Raw genomic sequence first — 20,082 nt, 5'->3', positions numbered from 1 at the left:
GGCACCACATGACCACCAACGAGGAGAAGCTCCGCGACTACCTCAACCGGGTCGCCGCCGAGCTGCAGCAGACCCGTCGCCGGCTGGCCGAGGCCGAGGCGAAGTCGCAGCCCCAGGAGCCCGGGCACGAGCCCATCGCGATCGTCGGGATGGCCTGCCGGCTGCCGGGCGAGGTCCGCAGCCCGGACGACGTCTGGCAGCTGCTGACCGAGGAGCGCGACGCGATCGGGCCCTTCCCGGCCGACCGCGGCTGGGACCTGGACAACCTGTACGACCCGGACCCGGACCGCCCCGGCCGCAGCTACGCCCGCGAAGGCGGATTCCTCTACGACGCGGGCGAGTTCGACGCCGGCTTCTTCGGCATATCGCCGCGCGAGGCCCTCGCCGCGGACCCCCAGCAGCGGCTGCTGCTGGAGACCGCCTGGGAGGCGCTGGAGCACGCCTCGATCGACCCGGGCGCCCTGCGCGGCAGCCGGACCGGCGTGTTCGCCGGCGTCATCGCCCAGGAGTACGGCCCGAGCCTGCACCACCTGCCCGCCGAGAAGACCGACGGCTACGTGCTGACCGGCACCACCACCAGCGTCGCCTCCGGCCGGATCGCGTACACCCTCGGCCTGGAGGGCCCGGCCGTCACCGTCGACACCGCCTGCTCCTCCTCGCTGGTGGCCCTGCACCTGGCGGCCCAGGCGCTGCGCGGCGGCGAGTGCTCGCTGGCGCTGGCCGGCGGCGCCACCGTGCTCGCCGCCCCCGGCATGTTCATCGAGTTCAGCCGCCAGCGGGGCCTGGCCCCCGACGGCCGCTGCAAGCCCTTCGCGGGCGCGGCCGACGGCACCGGCTGGGGCGAGGGCGCCGGCGTCCTGGTGCTGGAGAAGCTCTCCGACGCCCAGCGGCTCGGCCACCGCGTGCTGGCCGTGCTGCGCGGCTCGGCCGTCAACCAGGACGGCCGCAGCAGCCAGCTCACCGCGCCCAGCGGCCCCTCGCAGCAGCGGGTGATCCGCGAGGCGCTGGCGTCCGCCGGCCTCACCGCCGCCGACGTGGACGCCGTGGAGGCGCACGGCACCGGCACCCGGCTCGGCGACCCGATCGAGGCGCAGGCGCTGATCGCCACCTACGGGCAGGGCCGCACGGCCGAACAGCCGCTCTGGCTCGGCTCGTTGAAGTCCAACATTGGCCACACCCAGGCCGCGGCCGGGGTGGCCGGCGTGATCAAGGTGGTCCAGTCGCTGCGCCACGGCGTGCTGCCGAAGAGCCTGCACGTGGACGAGCCGTCCCCGCACGTGGACTGGTCCGAGGGCACCGTCCGGCTGCTCACGGAGGCCCGCGACTGGCCCGAGCTGGACCGCCCGCGCCGAGCCGCGGTCTCCGCCTTCGGCGTCAGCGGCACCAACGCGCACGTCATCATCGAGCAGGCCCCCGAGACCCCCGCCGAGGCCGCCGAGCGGGTGCTCCCCTCCGTGCTGCCCTGGGTGCTCTCCGCCCGTACGCCCGAGGCGCTGCGGGCCCAGGCCGCGAAGCTGGCCGGCCACCTGGCCGCGGGCGGCGCCGCGCCGGACGACGCCCAGGCGCTCGACGCCGCGTTCTCGCTGGCCACCACCCGCGCCGCGCTGGAGGAGCGCGCCGTGGTGATCGGCGACCAGGCGGGCCTGCGGGCCCTCGCCGACGGCGCGGAGGCCCCCGGCACGGTACGCGGCCGGGCCGACGCGGACGGCAAGGTGGTCTTCGTCTTCCCCGGCCAGGGCTCCCAGTGGGCCGGCATGGCCGCCGGGCTGCTCGCCGCCGAACCGGTCTTCGCCACGCACATCGAGGCCTGCGCCACCGCGCTGGCCCCCTGGACCGACTGGTCGCTGCTGGACGTCCTGAACGGCGTCGAGGGCGGCCCCGACCCGGACCGCGTGGACGTCCTGCAGCCCGCCCTGTGGGCCGTCATGGTCTCGCTCGCCGAGCTCTGGAAGTCCTACGGGGTGCGCCCCGACGCGGTGGTCGGCCACAGCCAGGGTGAGGTCGCCGCCGCCTACGTGGCCGGCGCCCTGACCCTGGAGGACGCCGCCCGGATCGTCGCCCTGCGGGCCCAGGCCCTGGCCACCATCTCCGGCAAGGGCGGCATGGTCGCCGTCCCGCTGCCGCTCGCCTCGGTGGAGCCCCGGCTCGCCGCCTGGGCCGGCCGGCTCTCCATCGGCGTGCTGAACGGCCCGTCCTCGGTGGTGGTCTCCGGCGACCTGGACGCGCTGGCCGAGCTCACCGAGCAGTACACCGCCGAGGGGGTCCGGACCCGCCCGGTCGCCATCGACTACGCCTCGCACTCCGCGCAGACCGACCCGCTGCGCGCCGAACTCGCCGAGCTGCTGGCCCCGGTCCGCCCGCGGGCCGGCGACATCCCGCTGGTCTCCACCGTCACCGGGGACTGGCAGGACACCGCCGCCCTGGACGCCGCCTACTGGTTCGAGAACCTCCGCCGCACCGTCCGCTTCGAGCAGGCCACCCGGGCCCTCGCCGCCGACGGGCACACCGTCTTCGTCGAGGTCAGCCCGCACCCGGTGCTGACCGGCGCGATCGAGGACACCCTGGACGCCGCCGGGGCGCGCGGCGCGGCCGTGGTCGGCTCGCTCCGCCGCGACCAGGGCGGCCGGGCCCGCTGGCTGACCTCGGTCGCCGAACTGTACGTCCGCGGCGTCCAGGTGGACTGGTCGGCGGCCTTCGCCGGCGCCGACCCGCGCCGCGTCGACCTGCCCACCTACGCCTTCCAGCGGCAGCGCTACTGGCTTGACGCCACCAAGTCCCCCGAGCAGCTGACCACGGCCGGCGGCGGCGCGGCGGACGACCCGTTCTGGGAGCTGGTCACCGGGCAGGACGCCGGCCGCCTCGCCGAGGCCATCGGTGTCCAGGACGCCCAGATCGGCCCGGTGCTGCCCGCGCTGGCCTCCTGGTGGGAGCGCCGCCGGGCGGCCTCCACGGCCGACGCCTGGCGGCACCGGGTGCTCTGGCGCCCCGTCACCGGCACCGCCGCCGGCCGGCTCACCGGCCGCTGGCTGCTGGCCGTCCCGGAGGAGCACACCGACCACACCTGGGTAGGCGCGCTGACCCGGGAACTGACCGCCGCCGGCGCCGAGGTCGGCACGGTCACGGTCGGCACCGACCGGGCCGCCGCCACCGAGGCGCTCCGCGCGGCCACGGCCGGGCCGGTCGCGGGCGTGGTCTCGCTGCTGGCCCTCGCCGACGGCAGCCACCCGGAGTTCGCGGCGGTGCCCCGCCCGTACGCGGCCAACGTCACCCTGACCCAGGCCCTGGACGACGCCGGGCTCGCCGTCCCGCTCTGGTTCCTCAGCCGGGGCGCCGTCTCCACCGGCCCCAGCGACGCGGTGACCGACCCCGCGCAGGCCCTGCTCTGGGGCTTCGGCGCGATCCTCGCCGTGGAGAGCCCGGCCCAGTGGGGCGGACTCGTCGACCTGCCGGCGGCCCCGGACGAGCGCGACTGGCAGCGCCTCACCGGCCTGCTCGCCGCCCAGGGCCCGGACCGCGAGGCGGAGCTGGCGCTCCGCCCGGCCGGCGCCTTCGCCCGCCGCCTGGTGCCCGCCCCGCTCGGCGGCGAGGCCGCCCGCGAGCCCTGGAGCCCGCACGGCACCACCCTGATCACCGGCGGCACCGGCGCCCTCGGCGGGCACGTCGCCCGCTGGCTGGCCGGCCGCGGCGCCGAGCACCTGCTGCTGGTCAGCCGGCGCGGCGCGGACGCCCCCGGCGCCGCCGAACTCGCCGCCGAGCTGGCGGCCCTGGGCACCCGGGTCAGCTTCGCGGCCGCCGACGTGGCCGACCGCGAGGAGCTGGCCGCGGTGCTGGCCGCCGTACCCGCCGAGCACCCGCTGAGGGCCGTGGTGCACACGGCCGCCGCCCTGCACGACGGCCTGATCCCGACCCTCACCCCCGCGCAGCTGGACCTCGCACTGCGTGCCAAGGTCGGCGCGGCGCAGCACCTGCACGAGCTGACCGCCGGGCTGGACCTCTCCGCGTTCGTGCTGTTCTCCTCGGTGGCGGGCATCTCCGGCATCCCCGGCCAGGCCAACTACGCACCCGGCAACGCCTACCTGGACGCGCTCGCCGCCCTGCGGACGGCCGCCGGACTGCCCGCCACCTCGGTCGCCTGGGGCCACTGGGCCGGCGCCGGGATCGCCGACGCGGGCGCCGACGCGCAGCTGCTGCGGCACGGGCTGGTGTCGCTGCCGCCCGAGCCCGCGGTCGCCGTGCTCGGCCAGATCCTCGACCACGGCGAGTCCCACCTGGTGGTCGCCGACGTCGACTGGCCGGTCTTCTACCGGGGCCGCACCCACCCGCTGGCCGCCGAACTCCCCGGCGTACGGGAGACCCTGGCGCAGAGCCCGGCCGCCCGGACCGGCGAGGACGCGGCCGCCGGCCTGGCCGCCGTGCCCGCGTCCGAGCGCCGACGGGCCCTGCTGGCCGTGGTCCGGGCGCAGGCCGCCGCCGTGCAGGGCCACCGCTCGGCGGAGGCGATCGACCCGGCCAAGGCCTTCCGCAACCAGGGCTTCGACTCGCTGACCGCCGTCGAGTTCCGCAACCGCCTGGGCGCCGCCACCGGCCGCCGGCTGCCCGCCACCGTGGTCTTCGACCACCCGACGCCCGCCGCGCTCACCGACTGGCTGGCCGGCGAGCTGTGGGGCGCCGAGGCCGCCGCGCCGAGCGCGCCCGTCGCCGTCCGGGCGGTCGACGACGACCCGATCGCGATCGTCGGCATGGCCTGCCGCTACCCCGGCGGGGTCGCCTCGCCGGAGGACCTCTGGCGGCTGGTCAGCGACGGCGTGGACGCGCTCACCGAGTTCCCCGCCGACCGCGGCTGGGACCTGGACCGGCTCCACAGCGCCGACCCGGACCGCCCCGGCACCTCCTACGCCAAGCACGGCGGGTTCCTGGAGGGCGTCGCCGACTTCGACGCCGGCTTCTTCGGCATCCCGCCGCGGGAGGCCCCGGCCATCGACCCGCAGCAGCGCCTGCTGCTGGAGACCACCTGGGAGGCCTTCGAGCGGGCCGGCATCGACCCGCAGGCCCTGCGCGGCAGCCGCACCGGCGTCTTCGCCGGCATCTCCGGCCGGGACTACGCCACCACCGCCCAGCGCGTCCCGGACGAGCTGGAGGCCTACCTCGGCATCGGCAACGCGGGCAGTGTCGCCTCGGGCCGGATCTCGTACTCGTTCGGGTTCGAGGGTCCGGCGGTCACGGTGGACACGGCCTGCTCGTCCTCGCTGGTGGCCCTGCACCTGGCCGCGCAGTCGCTCCGCTCCGGGGAGAGCGACCTCGCGGTGGCGGGCGGCGTGCTGGTGATGTCCACCCCGACCACCTTCATCGAGTTCTCCCGTCAGCGCGCCATGTCGCCGGACGGCCGCTGCAAGGCCTTCGCGGCCGCCGCCGACGGTACGGGCTGGGCGGAGGGTGTGGGGCTGCTGCTGGTCGAGCGGCTGTCGGACGCGCGGCGCAACGGTCACGAGGTGCTGGCGGTGCTGCGCGGCTCGGCGGTCAACCAGGACGGCGCGTCCAACGGGCTGACCGCGCCCAGCGGCCCGGCCCAGCAGCGGGTGATCCGCGAGGCGCTTGCGGTGGCCGGGCTCGGCTCCGCCGACGTGGACGCGGTGGAGGCGCACGGCACCGGCACCACCCTCGGCGACCCGATCGAGGCGCAGGCGCTGATCGCCACCTACGGAAAGGGGCGCCCGGCCGAGAGGCCGCTGCTGCTCGGCTCGGTGAAGTCCAACATCGGGCACACCCAGGCCGCGGCCGGCGTGGCCGGCGTGATCAAGATGGTGCAGGCGCTGAAGCACGGCACGCTGCCCAGGACGCTGCACGTGGACGAGCCGTCCCCGCACGTGGACTGGTCCGAGGGCACCGTCCTGCTGCTCACCGAGCAGCAGGACTGGCCGGAGACCGGCCGCCCGCGCCGCGCGGCGGTCTCCGCCTTCGGCGTCAGCGGTACCAACGCGCACGTCATCATCGAGCAGGCCCCCGACGAGCCGGTCGAGGAGACCGCCGAGGAGCCGGCCGGGCAGGGCGGGAGCACCGCCCCGGCGGTGCTGCCGCTGGTGCTGTCCGCCCGCACCTCGGAGGCCCTGCGGGCCCAGGCCGCGCAGCTCGCCGACCACCTGGCCGGCGGCGCCGGGCCGGTGGACACCGCGTACGCCCTGGTCGCGAACCGGGCAGCGTTGGAGGAGCGGGCCGTCGTCCTCGGCGACCCGGCCGGCCTGCGGGCCCTGGCCCTCGGCGAGTCGGCTCCCGGCATCGTCACCGGTTCGGCGGTGGGGGCGGGTTCGTTGGCGTTCCTGTTCGCCGGGCAGGGGAGTCAGCGGCGCGGTATGGGTCGCGAGTTGGCTGGGGCCTATCCGGTCTTCGCGGAGGCGTTCGGTGCGGTGGCGGCGGAGTTGGATCCGTTGCTGGGTGTGTCGTTGGCGGAGGTGGTCGAGTCGGGTCGTGGTCTTGAGCAGACGGGTCTGACGCAGCCGGCGTTGTTCGCGGTGGAGGTGGCGTTGTTCCGGTTGTTCGAGTCGTGGGGGGTGCGGCCGGACTTCGTGTCGGGTCATTCGATCGGTGAGTTGTCGGCGGCGCATGTGGCGGGTGTGTTGTCGTTGGCGGATGCTGCGGTGCTGGTGGCGGCGCGGGCGCGGTTGATGCAGGCGTTGCCGTCGGGTGGGGCGATGGTGGCGGTGCAGGCCTCGGAGGAGGAGGTGCTGGCGGCGCTGTCGGCGGGGGTGTCGGTGGCGGCGGTGAACGGGCCCTCGTCGGTGGTGGTCTCGGGTGACGAGGCGGCGGTGCTGGCCTTGGGGGAGCGTTTCGCGGCGGAGGGGCGTAAGACGCGTCGGCTGCGGGTGAGTCACGCGTTCCACTCGGCGCACATGGACGGGATGCTCGAGGAGTTCGGTGCGGTGGCGGCTTCGCTGTCGTTCTCGGCGCCGCGGATCCCGGTGGTGTCGAACCTGACCGGGCGGGTCGCTGCGCCGGAGGAGATCACCGATCCGGGGTACTGGGTGCGGCATGTTCGTGAGGCGGTGCGTTTCGCCGATGTGGTGCGGGAGTTGGACGCCAACGGGGTGACGACCTTCGTGGAGCTGGGGCCCGACGGCACGCTGTCCGCGCTGGTCCAGGAGACCCTCACCGACCCGGTCGCCGTCCCCGCCCTGCGCCGCAACGCACCGGAGGCGGTCAGCGTGGTCGGCGCCCTGGCCCAGGTGCACACGCACGGCCACCAGGTCGACTGGACCGCCCTGTTCGCCGGGGCCGCGCCCCGGCGGGTGGACCTTCCCACCTATCCTTTCCAGCGCCGTCGCTACTGGCTGGAGCCCGGTACCGCCCGCGGCGCCGACGCCGCCGGCCTCGGTCTCGGCGCCCCCGCCCACCCACTGCTGGGCGCGGTCGTGGCCCGGCCCGACGCGGACGGTGTCCTGCTCACCGGCAGCCTCTCGCTGCGCACCCACCCCTGGCTCGCCGACCATGTCGCCCTCGGGACGGTCATCGTGCCGGGCGCGGCCCTGCTGGAACTGGCCGTCCGGGCCGGGGACGAGGTCGGCGCCGGCACCCTGGAGGAGCTGGTGGTGGAGGCGCCGCTGGTCCTGCCCGAGCGCGCCGCCGTCCAGCTCCAGGTCTCCGCCGGCGCCCCGGACGAGTCCGGCGCCCGGCCGGTCACCATCCACTCCCGGACGGACGGCGGTGAATGGCAGCGGCACGCCTCCGGCACCCTGCTCGCCACCCCGGCCGAGGCCGGCCCCGGTCTCACCGAATGGCCGCCCGCCGGCGCCGAGCACCTCCCGGTGGAGGAGGTCTACCAGGCCCTGGCCACCGCCGGACTGGCGTACGGCCCGGCCTTCCAGGGGCTGCGGACGGTCTGGCGGGACGGCGACACCTTCTACGCCGAGGCCGCCCTGCCGGAGGCCCTGCGGGAGGAGGCCGGCCGCTTCGGCCTGCACCCCGCACTGCTCGACTCCGCCCTCCAACTGCCGGGCCTCGCCGAGGTCCCGGGCGGCGGGAGCCGGCTGCCGTTCGCCTACCGCCAGGTCGCGCTGCACGCCGCCGGCGCGGCCGAACTGCGGGTCCGGCTCTCGGTCACCGGGCCGGAGGAGTTCTCCCTGCTGGCCACCGACGCCGACGGCCGGCCGGTGGTCTCGATCGGCTCGCTGGTGACCCGGGCGGTGACCGCCGAGCGGCTCACCGCGCCGAAGCCGGCGCACGGCGACTCGCTGTTCACCGTGGAGTGGCCCGCCCTCGTACTGTCCGAGCCCGCCGCACCGCGGCAGACCGTGCACGCGGGCCGGGCCGACCTCGGGCCGGCCGACCTGGCCGGCGCCTGGGTCGCCGTCCGCGCGGCCGCCGACCCGGCGCTCGACGCGGCGGACACCCCGGCCCGGGTCCGGGCGGTGCTCGACGACACCCTGGCACTGGCCCAGGAGTGGGTCTCCGAGGAGCACCCGCCGGCCGCCCGGCTGGTCGTGGTGACCACCGGCGCCGTCGCGGTCGGTCCGGAGGAGAGCCCGGACCCGGTGGCCGCCTCCGTCTGGGGCCTGCTGCGCTCCGCGCAGACCGAGAACCCGGACCGGATCGTCCTGCTGGACCTGGACGAACACCCGGACTCCGCCGAGGCGCTGTCCACCGCGGTGGCGGCCGCCCTCGCCGCCGGCGAGAACCAGCTGGCGCTGCGCGCCGGCGCCGCCCACGTCCCCCGGCTGGCCCGGGCGGCGGCGGGTGGGTCGGCCGGGCGGGCCTGGGACCCTGAGGGCACGGTGCTGATCACCGGTGGTACCGGCGTGCTGGCCGGGGTGCTGGCGCGGCACCTGGTGGCGGAGCGCGGGGTGCGGCATCTGCTGCTGGTGTCGCGCAGCGGCGCCGGTGCGCCGGGTGCCGCCGAACTGGCGGAGCTGGGTGCTTCGGTGACCTTCGCGGCGGCGGACACCGCCGACCGGGAGGCGCTGGCGGCGGTGCTGGCCGCGATCCCGGCCGAGCACCCGCTGACCGCGGTCGTGCACACGGCCGGTGTGGTGGACGACGGCGTGATCGGCGCGCTCACCCCCGAGCGGCTGGACACCGTCCTCCGCCCGAAGGCGGACGGTGCCTGGCACCTGCACGAACTCACCCGCGACAACCCGGACCTGGCCGCCTTCGTCCTCTACTCCTCGGTGGCCGGCGTGCTCGGTTCGCCGGGACAGGCGGCCTACTCGGCGGCCAACACCTTCCTGGACGCGCTGGCCGCCCGCCGGCACGCCGAGGGCCTGCCGGCGCAGTCCCTGGCCTGGGGCCAGTGGGAGCAGGCCAGCGGGATCACCGGCCGGCTCAGCCGTACCGACCTGGCCCGACTCGCCCGCCTCGGCATCCGCCCGCTGTCCTCGGCGGAGGGCGCCGCCCTGTTCGACGCGGCCGGGCTCGACCCCGAGGCGCCGGTCCTGGTGCCCTCGCCGCTCGACCTGGCGGCCCTGGCCGCCGCGGGCGAGCCGGTCGCCCCGCTGCTGCGCGGGCTGGTCCGGCCCGCCCGGCGTGCGGCCCGGGCCGGGGTGGGCTCGGGGACACCGTCCTCGCTCGCCCAGCGCCTGACCGCCCTGCCGGACGACGCCGAGCGGGACACCGCCCTGCTGGAGCTGGTCCGGGCCGAGGTGGCGACCGTGCTCGGCACCACCCCCGGGACGGTCGGCGCCCGCAAGGCCTTCACCGCGCTCGGGGTGGACTCGCTGACCGCCGTCGAGCTCCGCAACCGGCTCAACTCGGCCACCGGGCTGCGGCTCTCCGCGACCCTGGTGTTCGACCACCCGACCCCGCAGGCGCTCGCCGAGCACCTGCGCGCGGAACTGCTCGGCAGCGCCCCGGCCCCGGCCGCCGCGGCCGCCGCCCCGGCGCCGGGCCGCCCGGAGGAGGACCTGATCGCCATCGTCGGGATGGCCTGCCGGCTGCCCGGCGGGGTGACCTCGCCGGACGAACTGTGGCAGCTGGTCGCCCAAGGCAGGGACGCCGTCACGGAGTTCCCCGACGACCGCGGCTGGGACCTGGACTCGCTCTACTCGGAGGACCCGTCCGAGCCCGGCACCTCGTACACCCGGCACGGCGGATTCCTGGAGCGGCCCGCCGACTTCGACGCCGAGTTCTTCGGGATCTCACCGCGCGAGGCGCTCGCCACGGACCCCCAGCAGCGGCTGCTGCTGGAGACCGGCTGGGAGGCGCTGGAGAGCGCCGGACTGGACCCGAACGCGCTGCGCGGCAGCCGGACGGGCGTGTTCGCCGGCGTGATGTACCACGACTACGCCCCGCGGGTGCGGGAGATCCCGGCCGAGCTGGAGGGCTGGCTCGGCAACGGCACCGCCGGCAGCGTGGCCTCCGGCCGGATCTCGTACTCCTTCGGGTTCGAGGGGCCGGCGGTGACCGTGGACACCGCCTGCTCGTCCTCGCTGGTGGCCCTGCACCTGGCCGCGCAGTCGCTGCGCAGTGGCGAGTGCGACCTCGCGCTGGCCGGCGGCGTGGCGATGATGTCCACCCCGACCACCTTCGTGGAGTTCAGCCGGCAGAAGGCGCTCTCCAGCGACGGGCGCTGCAAGGCGTACGCGGGGGCGGCGGACGGCACCGGCTGGGCGGAGGGCGTCGGCCTGCTGCTGGTCGAGCGGCTCTCGGACGCCCGCCGGCTCGGGCACCGGGTGCTGGCCGTGGTCCGGGGGACGGCGGTCAACCAGGACGGCGCGTCCAACGGGCTGACCGCGCCCAGCGGCCCGGCCCAGCAGCGGGTGATCCGCCAGGCGCTCGCCAACGCCGGGCTCAGCCCGTCGCAGGTCGACGCGGTTGAGGGCCACGGCACCGGCACCACGCTCGGTGACCCGATCGAGGCGCAGGCCCTGCTGGCCACCTACGGGCAGCAGCGGACGGGCGAACAGCCGCTCTGGCTGGGCTCGTTGAAGTCCAACATCGGGCACACCCAGGCCGCGGCCGGGGCGGCCGGCGTGATCAAGATGGTGCAGGCGATCCGCCACGGCGTGCTGCCGAAGACCCTGCACGTGGACGAGCCTTCGCCGTACGTGGACTGGGCCTCCGGTGAGGTCGAGCTGCTGACCGAGGCGCGGGACTGGCCGGAGACCGGCGCACCGCGCCGGGCCGCGGTGTCCTCGTTCGGCGTCAGCGGCACCAACGCGCACGTCATCATCGAGCAGGCCCCCGACGCCCCCGTCGAGGAGACGGCGCGGACCACCCCGTCCGTGCTGCCGTGGGTGCTGTCCGGCCGTACGCCGCAGGCGCTCCAGGAGCAGGCCGGCCGGCTCGCCGGCCACCTGGAGGGCGGAGCCGCTGCGGTGGACACCGCCTACTCCCTGGTGACCACCCGGGCCGCACTGGAGGAGCGGGCCGTGCTGGTCGGCGACCCGGCCGGTCTGCCGGCCCTGGCCCGCGGCGAATCCGCCGCCGGGCTGGTGCGCGGCACCGCGGACCTCGCGGGGAAGACCGTGTTCGTCTTCCCCGGCCAGGGTTCGCAGTGGGCCGGGATGGCGGTCGAACTGCTCGACTCCGCCCCGGTGTTCGCCGACCGGATCGAGGCCTGCGCGCAGGCCCTCGCCCCGCACACCGACTGGTCGCTGCTGGACGTGCTGCGGGGCGCCGAAGGCGCCCCCGGCCTGGACCGGGTGGACGTGGTGCAGCCGGTGCTCTGGGCCGTGATGGTCTCGCTCGCCGAGCTGTGGCAGTCCTACGGGGTGCGCCCCGACGCGGTGGTCGGCCACAGTCAGGGCGAGATCGCCGCCGCGGTGGTGGCGGGCGGCCTGACGCTGGAGGACGGCGCCCGGGTGGTCGCGCTGCGCAGCTGGGCGATCCTCGCCCTGTCCGGGCGCGGCGGGATGGCCTCGGTGGCGCTGCCGGCCGCGGACGTGGCCGGGCGGATCGACCGCTGGGGCGGGCGGCTGTCCGTCGCGGTGGTCAACGGCCCGTCCTCGGTGGTGGTCTCCGGGGAGCCGGAGGCCCTGGCCGAGCTGGTCGCCGAGTACCAGCAGGAGGCCGTCCGGGCGCGGCTGATCCAGGTCGACTACGCCTCGCACTCCGCCCAGGTCGACGACCTGCGGGCGGAACTGCTCGACCTGCTCGCCGCCGTGCGGCCGCGCACCGGTACGGTGCCGCTGCTGTCCACGGTGACCGGCGACTGGTTCGACACCGCCGGGCTGGACGCCCTCTACTGGGTGACCAACCTGCGCGAGACCGTCCGCTTCGAGGAGGCGACCCGGGCGCTGGCCGCGCAGGGGCACAGCACCTTCGTCGAGGTCAGCCCGCACCCGGTGCTCACCGTCCCGCTGCAGGAGACCCTGGAGTCGGCCGGCGCGGCGCGCGTCACGGTGGCGGTCGGCTCGCTCCGCCGCGACCAGGGCGGCCTCGACCGCTTCCTCGGCTCGGCGGCCGAACTGTACGTGCGCGGCGTGCCGGTGGACTGGGCGACCGTCTTCGCCGGGACCGGCGCCCGCCGGGTGGAGCTGCCGACGTACGCCTTCCAGCGGCAGCGGTACTGGCTGGACGCGAGGGTCTCCAACAGCACGGTCGGCGCCGCGCTCGGCCCGGCCGCGGCGCAGGCCGCCCCGGCCGAGGCGGCCTGGTCGGGCCGGCTGGCCGGTCTGGACGCCGTCGAGCGGGAGTCGGTGCTGCTGGAGCTGGTGCGCACCGAGGCCGCCCTGGTACTCGGTCACACCGGTACCGCGGGGGTCGCGGCGGACAAGGCGTTCCGCGACCTCGGGCTCAGCTCGCTGACCGCCGTCGAGCTGCGGAACCGGATCGGTGCCGCGACCGGCCTGGAGCTCCCGGCCACGCTGGTCTTCGACCACCCGACCCCGGTGGCGCTGGCCGCCTACATCGTGGCGGAACTCCCCGCCCCGGGCGGGGGCTCGGAGCCGCTGACGGTGCTGGCCTCGCTGTCGGCGCTGGAGGACGCGCTGGCCGCGCCGGCCGGCGGGGACGAGGACCGGGACTCCGTCCTGGCCCGCCTGCGGGCCCTGGTGGACCGCTGGGACACCGGCGACGCGCTGCTCCCGTTGGAGGACGAGCTGGACCTCGAAACGGCGACCGACGAGGAGCTGTTCGAACTGATGGACCGGGGCGCCGAGTCCCTCTGACCCGCCGTCCGCCCCCGGCCCGCACCCGACCTGAGCGGTACCGAAGTGCGCACCACCCGAAGTCAGCATCGCCAGACGTGAGATGTGAGAGGCAGTAATGTCCAACGACCAGAAGCTCCGCGAGTACCTGAAGCGGGCACTCGCCGACGCCCGGCAGGCCCAGAAGCGCCTCCAGGAGGTCGAGTCCGGCCGTCGGGAGCCGATCGCCATCATCGGCATGGCCTGCCGCCTCCCGGGCGGGATCGCCTCGCCGGAGGACCTCTGGCGGGTCGTCGCGGGCGGCGTGGACACCGTCTCGGAGTTCCCCGCCGACCGGGGCTGGGACCTCGCCGGTCTCTACGACCCGGATCCGGACCACACCGGCACCTCGTACACCCGGCACGGCGGATTCCTGGACACCGTCGCCGACTTCGACGCCGAGTTCTTCGGGATCTCCCCGCGGGAGGCGCTGGCCACCGACCCGCAGCACCGGCTGCTGCTGGAGACCGCCTGGGAGGCCTTCGAGCGGGCCGGCATCGACCCGACCGGGCTCACGGGCAGCCGGACGGCGGTCTTCGCGGGCATCGCCGGCGGCGACTACACCCCCCGGATGCACGACGCCCCGGGCGAGTTGGAGGGGTACCTCGGCATCGGCGGGCTGGACAGCGTGGCCTCGGGCCGGATCTCGTACTCGTTCGGGTTCGAGGGTCCGGCGGTCACGGTGGACACGGCCTGCTCCTCCTCGCTGGTGGCCCTGCACCTGGCGGCGCAGTCGCTCCGCTCGGGGGAGTCCGACCTCGCCCTCGCGGGCGGCGTGAGCATCATGGCCAGCCCGCAGGGCTTCGTGGAGTTCTCCCGCCAGCGCGGCCTGTCGGCGGACGGCCGCTGCAAGGCCTTCGGCGCCGGTGCGGACGGTACGGGCTGGGCGGAGGGTGTGGGGCTGCTGCTGGTCGAGCGGCTGTCGGACGCGCGGCGCAACGGCCACGAGGTGCTGGCGGTGCTGCGCGGCTCGGCGGTCAACCAGGACGGCGCGTCCAACGGGCTGACCGCGCCCAGCGGCCCGGCCCAGCAGCGGGTGATCCGCCAGGCGCTGGAGAACGCCCGGCTGACGGCGGCGGACGTCCACGCGGTGGAGGCGCACGGCACCGGCACCTCGCTCGGCGACCCGATCGAGGCGCAGGCGCTGATCGCCACCTACGGGCAGGACCGGCCGGCCGACCAGCCGCTCTGGCTGGGCTCGCTGAAGTCCAACATCGGGCACACCCAGGCGGCGGCCGGGGTGGCCGGCGTGATCAAGTCGATCCAGGCGATCCGGCACGGTGTCCTGCCGCAGACCCTGCACGCCGAGGAGCCCACCCCGTACGTCAACTGGTCGGCGGGCGCGGTGCGGCTGCTGACCGAGGCCCGGCCGTGGCCGGAGGGCGAGGGTCCGCGCCGGGTGGGCGTCTCGGCCTTCGGCGCCAGCGGTACCAACGCGCACGTGGTGATCGAACAGGCCCCGGCGGCCGAGGAGTTGGAGCAGGCGCCCGCGCCGGCGCCGGCCGCCTTGCTGCCGCGCCCGTGGGTGCTCTCCGCCCGGACGCCCGAGGCGCTGCGTGAGCAGGCGGCCCGGCTGGCCGCGCGGGTCCGCGCCGACGAGGAACTGGGCCTGGCCGACGTCGGGTTCACCCTGGTCACCGCACGGGCCAGACTGGACGAGCGGACGGTGGTCGTCGCCGAGGACCGCGCCGGCTACCTCGCCGGACTCGACACGGTGGCGGCCGGTGGCGGGCTCACCGGTTCGGCGGTGGGGGCGGGTTCGTTGGCGTTCCTGTTCACCGGGCAGGGGAGTCAGCGGCGCGGTATGGGTCGCGAGTTGGCTGGGGCCTATCCGGTCTTCGCGGAGGCGTTCGGTGCGGTGGCGGCGGAGTTGGATCCGTTGCTGGGTGTGTCGTTGGCGGAGGTGGTCGAGTCCGGTCGTGGTCTTGAGCGGACGGGTCTGACGCAGCCGGCGTTGTTCGCGGTGGAGGTGGCGTTGTTCCGGTTGTTCGAGTCGTGGGGGGTGCGGCCGGACTTCGTGTCGGGTCATTCGATCGGTGAGTTGTCGGCGGCGTATGTGGCGGGTGTGTTGTCGTTGGCGGATGCTGCGGTGCTGGTGGCGGCGCGGGCGCGGTTGATGCAGGCGTTGCCGTCGGGTGGGGCGATGGTGGCGGTGCAGGCCTCGGAGGAGGAGGTGCTGGCGGCGCTGTCGGCGGGGGTGTCGGTGGCGGCGGTGAACGGGCCTTCGTCGGTGGTGGTCTCGGGTGACGAGGCGGCGGTGCTGGCCTTGGGGGAGCGTTTCGCGGCGGAGGGGCGTAAGACGCGTCGGCTGCGGGTGAGTCACGCGTTCCACTCGGCGCACATGGACGGGATGCTCGAGGAGTTCGGTGCGGTGGCGGCTTCGTTGTCGTTCTCGGCGCCGCGGATCCCGGTGGTGTCGAACCTGACCGGGCGGATCGCTGCGCCGGAGGAGATCACCGATCCGGGGTACTGGGTGCGGCATGTTCGTGAGGCGGTGCGTTTCGCCGATGTGGTGCGGGAGTTGGACGCCAACGGGGTGACGACCTTCGTGGAGCTGGGGCCGGACGGCACGCTGTCCGCCCTGGTCCAGGAGACCCTCACCGACCCGGTCGCCGTCCCCGCCCTGCGCCGGGACAGGTCCGAGACCGTGACCGCCCTGACCGCCCTCGGCCGGGTCCACGTCCACGGCCGCGCCGTCGACTGGACTCCGCTGTTCGCCGGGGCCGCGCCCAGACGGGTGGACCTTCCCACCTATCCCTTCCAACGTCGCCGCTACTGGCTGGAGCCGGGCTCCGCGCAGTCGGCCGACGCCGCCGGCCTGGGCCTCGGCACCGCCGGGCACCCACTGCTGGGCGCCGTGGTGGCCCGGCCCGACGCGGACGGCGTGCTGCTCACCGGCAGCCTCTCGCTGCGCACCCACCCCTGGCTCGCCGACCACGCCGTCCAGGGCACCGTGATCGTTCCCGGCACCGCCCTGCTGGAACTGGCCGTCCGGGCCGGGGACGAGGTCGGCGCCGGCACCGTGGAGGAGCTGGTGGTGGAGGCGCCGCTGGTCCTGCCGGAGCGCGCCGCCGTCCAGCTCCAGGTCTCCGCCGGCGCCCCGGACGAGTCCGGCGCCCGGCCGGTCACCATCCACTCCCGGACCGAGGACGGCGAGTGGCAGCGGCACGCCTCCGGCACTCTGCTCGCCACCCCCGGCGAGCCGGCCTTCGACCTCGCCGCCTGGCCGCCGGCCGGCGCCGAGCAGCTCCCGGTCGAGCAGGTGTACCAGGACCTCACCGCCGCCGGTCTCGCCTACGGCCCCGCCTTCCAGGGGCTCCGGGCGGCCTGGCGGGACGGCGACACCTTCTACGCCGAGGTGGCGCTGCCGGAGGAGCAGCGGGAGGAGGCCGGCCGGTTCGGCCTGCACCCCGCACTGCTGGACGCCGCCGTACACATCACCGCCCACCACGGCCTGCTGGACACCCCGGCGGGCTCCAGCCGGCTGCCGTTCGCCTACACGGGCGTGCGGCTGCACGCCGCCGGCGCCGCCGCCCTGCGGGTGCGGTTGCGCCGTACCGGCCCGGAGGCGATCTCGGTCGAGGCCGCCGACGAGACCGGCGCCCCGGTCGCCTCGGTGGAGGGGCTGCTGGCCCGGCTGGTGTCCGCGGCCCAGCTCGAGCCGGCCCGGGCCGGCCACCGGGACGCGCTGTTCCAGCTGGACTGGGCGGTGCTGCCGCCGGTCACCGGCCCCGCGGCTGCGGCACCGGGCGCCGGCCCCTACCCGGATCTCGGTTCGGTCGAGCCGGGCGCCGAGGACCGCCCCTGGCTGGCCGTCGCCCTGGAGGGACATCAGGAGCCCCGGACGGCCCTGCGGGCCGCGCTGGCCCTGGTGCAGGAGTGGGTGTCCGGGGAGCGCTGGCAGGCCACCCGGCTGGTCGTGGTGACCAGGGGCGCGGTGGCCGTGGCCGAGGGTGAGCGGCCCGACCTGGCGTCGGCGCCGGTCTGGGGTCTGCTGCGCTCGGCGCAGGCCGAGCACCCGGGCCGGATCCTGCTGCTGGACCTGGACGAGCACCCGGACTCCGCGAACGCCCTGCCGGCCGCCGTTGCCTCCGCCCTGGCCGCCGACGAGCCGCAACTGGCCGTCCGGGCCGGGACGGTGTGGGTGCCCCGGCTGGCCCGGGCGACGGTGGCCGCTGCGGCGGGCCGGGCCTGGGACCCGGCGGGGACGGTGCTGATCACCGGCGGTACCGGCGCGTTGGCCGGGGTGCTGGCGCGGCACCTGGTGGCGGAGCGCGGGGTGCGGCACCTGCTGCTGGTGTCGCGCAGCGGCGCCGGTGCGCCGGGTGCGGCCGAACTGGCGGAGCTGGGTGCTTCGGTGACCTTCGCGGCGGCGGACACCGCCGACCGGGAGGCGCTGGCGGCGGTGCTGGCGGCGATCCCGGCCGAGCACCCGCTGACCGCGGTGGTGCACACGGCCGGTGTGGTGGACGACGGGGTGATCGGCGCGCTCACCCCCGAGCGGCTGGACACCGTCTTCGGCCCGAAGGCGGACGGTGCCCGGCACCTGCACGAACTCACCCGCGACAACCCGGACCTGGCCGCCTTCGTCCTCTACTCCTCGGTCGCGGCCGTCCTCGGCGGGCCCGGCCAGGGCTCGTACGCGGCGGCCAACACCTACCTGGACGCGCTGGCCGCCCGCCGCCACGCCGAGGGCCTGCCGGCGCAGTCCCTCGCCTGGGGCCAGTGGGCCCGGGCCAGCGGGGTCACCGCCCACCTGGGCGAGGCCGACCTGCGCCGCGCGGCGCGGGCCGGGGTCCGGCTGATCTCCGACCGGCAGGGCACCGAACTCCTGGACGCGGCAAGCCTGCTGGACACCCCCTACCTGGTGCCGGCGCCGCTGGACCTGGCCGCCGTCCAGCGTGGCGGGCAGCCCGTTCCGGCGCTGCTGCGCGGCCTGGTCCGGCCCGCCCGCCGGGCCGTCCGGGCCGCCGCCGCGGAGGGTCCGTCGCTGCCGGCCAGGTTGGCCGGGCTCGGCGAGCCGGAGCGCGAGGCGGTACTGCTGGAGCTGGTGCGTGCCGAGGTGGCCGGCGTGCTGGGCGCGGACACCGAGGGGGTGACGGCCGCCCGTCCGTTCAACGACCTGGGCCTGGACTCGCTCTCGGCCGTCGAGCTGCGCAACCGCCTCACCGCGCTGACCGGCCTGCGCCTGCCGCCGACGGTCACCTTCGACCACCCGACCCCGGCCGTGCTCGCCGCCCACCTGCGGGAGTTGCTGGGCGACCTGGCCGAGCAGCCGGCCGTGCCGGTGTCGGCCGGGCCGGCGGCCGAGCCGCAGCACCCGCTCTCCGCGCTGTACCGGGCGCTCGCCGCGCAGGGCAGCTTCGCCGAGGCCTCCGCGCTGATCGGCGTCGCCTCGGCGCTGCGGGCCCGGTTCCCCGCCGAGGAGCGGGCCGCGCACACCCTGGCGCCGATCCGACTGGCTTCGGGGGAGGGCGAGTTGGCGGTGGTCTGCTTCCCGGCGCTGAGTGCCATCTCGGGGCCGCACGAGTACGCCCGCTTCGGCCACACCTTCCAGGGGGAGCGCGACGTGTTCGTGCTGCCCTCGCCCGGCTGGGCGCCGGGCGACCACCTGCCGGACAGCCTCGACACCTATCTGCGGATGCAGGTCGACACCGTCCGGCAACTGCTGGGCGAGGAGCGGCCGTTCGTGATCGTCGGCCGGTCGATGGGCGGCTGCGTCGCGCACGCGGTGGCGGCCCGGCTGGAGGCGGAGGGCCGGTCGGTGGCGGGTCTGGCACTGATCGACGCGTACCCGATCGACAGCGCGGTCCGGGAGGGCATGGGCGACTGGTGGCTGACCGCCATGCTCAGCGGGATGCTCGACCGGATCGAGCAGTACGACATGGTCTGGAGCGACGCCAGCCTCACCTCGATGGGCGGGTACAACACCGTCTTCGCCGACTGGCGCCCCGAGCCGATCACCACCCCGACGCTGGCCGTCCGGGCGGACACCCCCTTGCGCGGCACCGTGATCGACCCGACCGGGCGGCACGACTGGCGCGCGTACTGGCCCGTCCAGCACGAGGTGGTGGACGTCCCAGGCGACCACTTCACCGTGCTGGAGCAGCACACCCCGACGACGGCGGACGCCGTCGGTCGGTGGATCGAGAAGAGGGAACAGGAATGGTCAACCCGGTAGTACTGGTCACCGGCGCGGCGTCCGGTATCGGCGAGGCGACGGTCCGGCTGTACGCGGAGCGCGGGTACCACGTGGTCGCGGTCGACGTGGACGAGCGCGGTCTCGGCGAGCTGGAGAAGCTGGACGGCGTGGCGACGCTGGTCGGCGACGTCTCCACCGAGGAGACCAACGAGGGCGCGGTACGGCTGGCCCTGGAGCGGTTCGGGCGGCTGGACGCGGCGGTGCTGAACGCCGGGATCGGCGGGGCCGGACCGCTGGAGTCGGCCGGGGCGATCGAGCGCTTCGACCGACTGTTCGCGGTCAACGTGCGCGGCGTCGCGCTGGGCATCCGGGCGGCCGTGCCGGCCCTGCGGGCGGTCGGCGGCGGCGCGATCGTGGCGACCTCCTCGGTCTCCGGGCTGCGCGGCGACCCCGGCACCTGGGGCTACAACGCGACCAAGGCCGCCGTGATCAACCTGGTCCGGGCCGCCGCGATCGACTACGCGGCCCAGGACATCCGGATCAACGCCGTCGCGCCCGGCGGCACGGTGACCGCGATGACCGGCAGCCAGGTCGCCGACCCGCAGTTCTCCCGTCTGATCACCAGCCGGATCCCGGCCCAGCGCTGGGCCGACGCCCGCGAACAGGCCGAGGTGATCTGGTTCCTGACCTCCCCGGCCGCCTCGTACGTGACCGGGGTGACCGTCCCGGTCGACGGCGGGCTGAGCGCCAACGGCGGCATCCTGCCGCCGCCCGCCCGCACCTCCTGATTTCCCCTTTCCGCCTGCCCACCGATCCGTTTTTCGACGA

3 protein-coding genes are annotated in these 20,082 nt (G+C 76.2%); all 3 read left to right on the top strand.

Annotated elements, in window-relative coordinates:
- Positions 1–8: 8 nt before the first annotated feature.
- The 3 genes from OG689_RS11660 (at position 9) to OG689_RS11650 (ending at position 20,042) form a co-directional block, all read left to right on the top strand.
- Positions 9–13,094, top strand: a complete 13,086-nt coding sequence (locus tag OG689_RS11660; RefSeq protein ID WP_323189275.1) for a type I polyketide synthase — start codon at positions 9–11, stop codon at positions 13,092–13,094.
- A 97-nt stretch (positions 13,095–13,191) separates the two neighbouring features.
- The gene (locus OG689_RS11655; protein ID WP_266319935.1) at positions 13,192–19,293 is read left to right on the top strand and encodes a type I polyketide synthase; all 6,102 of its coding nucleotides are present in this window, start codon (positions 13,192–13,194) and stop codon (positions 19,291–19,293) included.
- Complete coding sequence (locus OG689_RS11650) at positions 19,278–20,042, top strand: SDR family oxidoreductase (RefSeq protein WP_266319933.1); 765 nt, start codon at positions 19,278–19,280, stop codon at positions 20,040–20,042. The genes OG689_RS11655 and OG689_RS11650 overlap by 16 nt, the downstream gene beginning before the upstream one ends.
- Positions 20,043–20,082: the final 40 nt, after the last annotated feature.

It is taken from the genome of Kitasatospora sp. NBC_00240, assembly GCF_026342405.1.
Taxonomy (GTDB): Bacteria; Actinomycetota; Actinomycetes; order Streptomycetales; family Streptomycetaceae; genus Kitasatospora.
Note: the sequence above shows the minus strand (reverse complement) of the source record. Positions and strands in the feature narration are given on the sequence as shown.

Bases quoted from the DNA above. Each gene is read 5' to 3' on its own strand.
- OG689_RS11650 (WP_266319933.1), top strand. From the start codon at position 19,278: ATGGTCAACCCGGTAGTACTGGTCACCGGCGCGGCGTCCGGTATCGGC.
- OG689_RS11660 (WP_323189275.1), top strand. From the start codon at position 9: ATGACCACCAACGAGGAGAAGCTCCGCGACTACCTCAACCGGGTCGCC.
- OG689_RS11655 (WP_266319935.1), top strand. From the start codon at position 13,192: ATGTCCAACGACCAGAAGCTCCGCGAGTACCTGAAGCGGGCACTCGCC.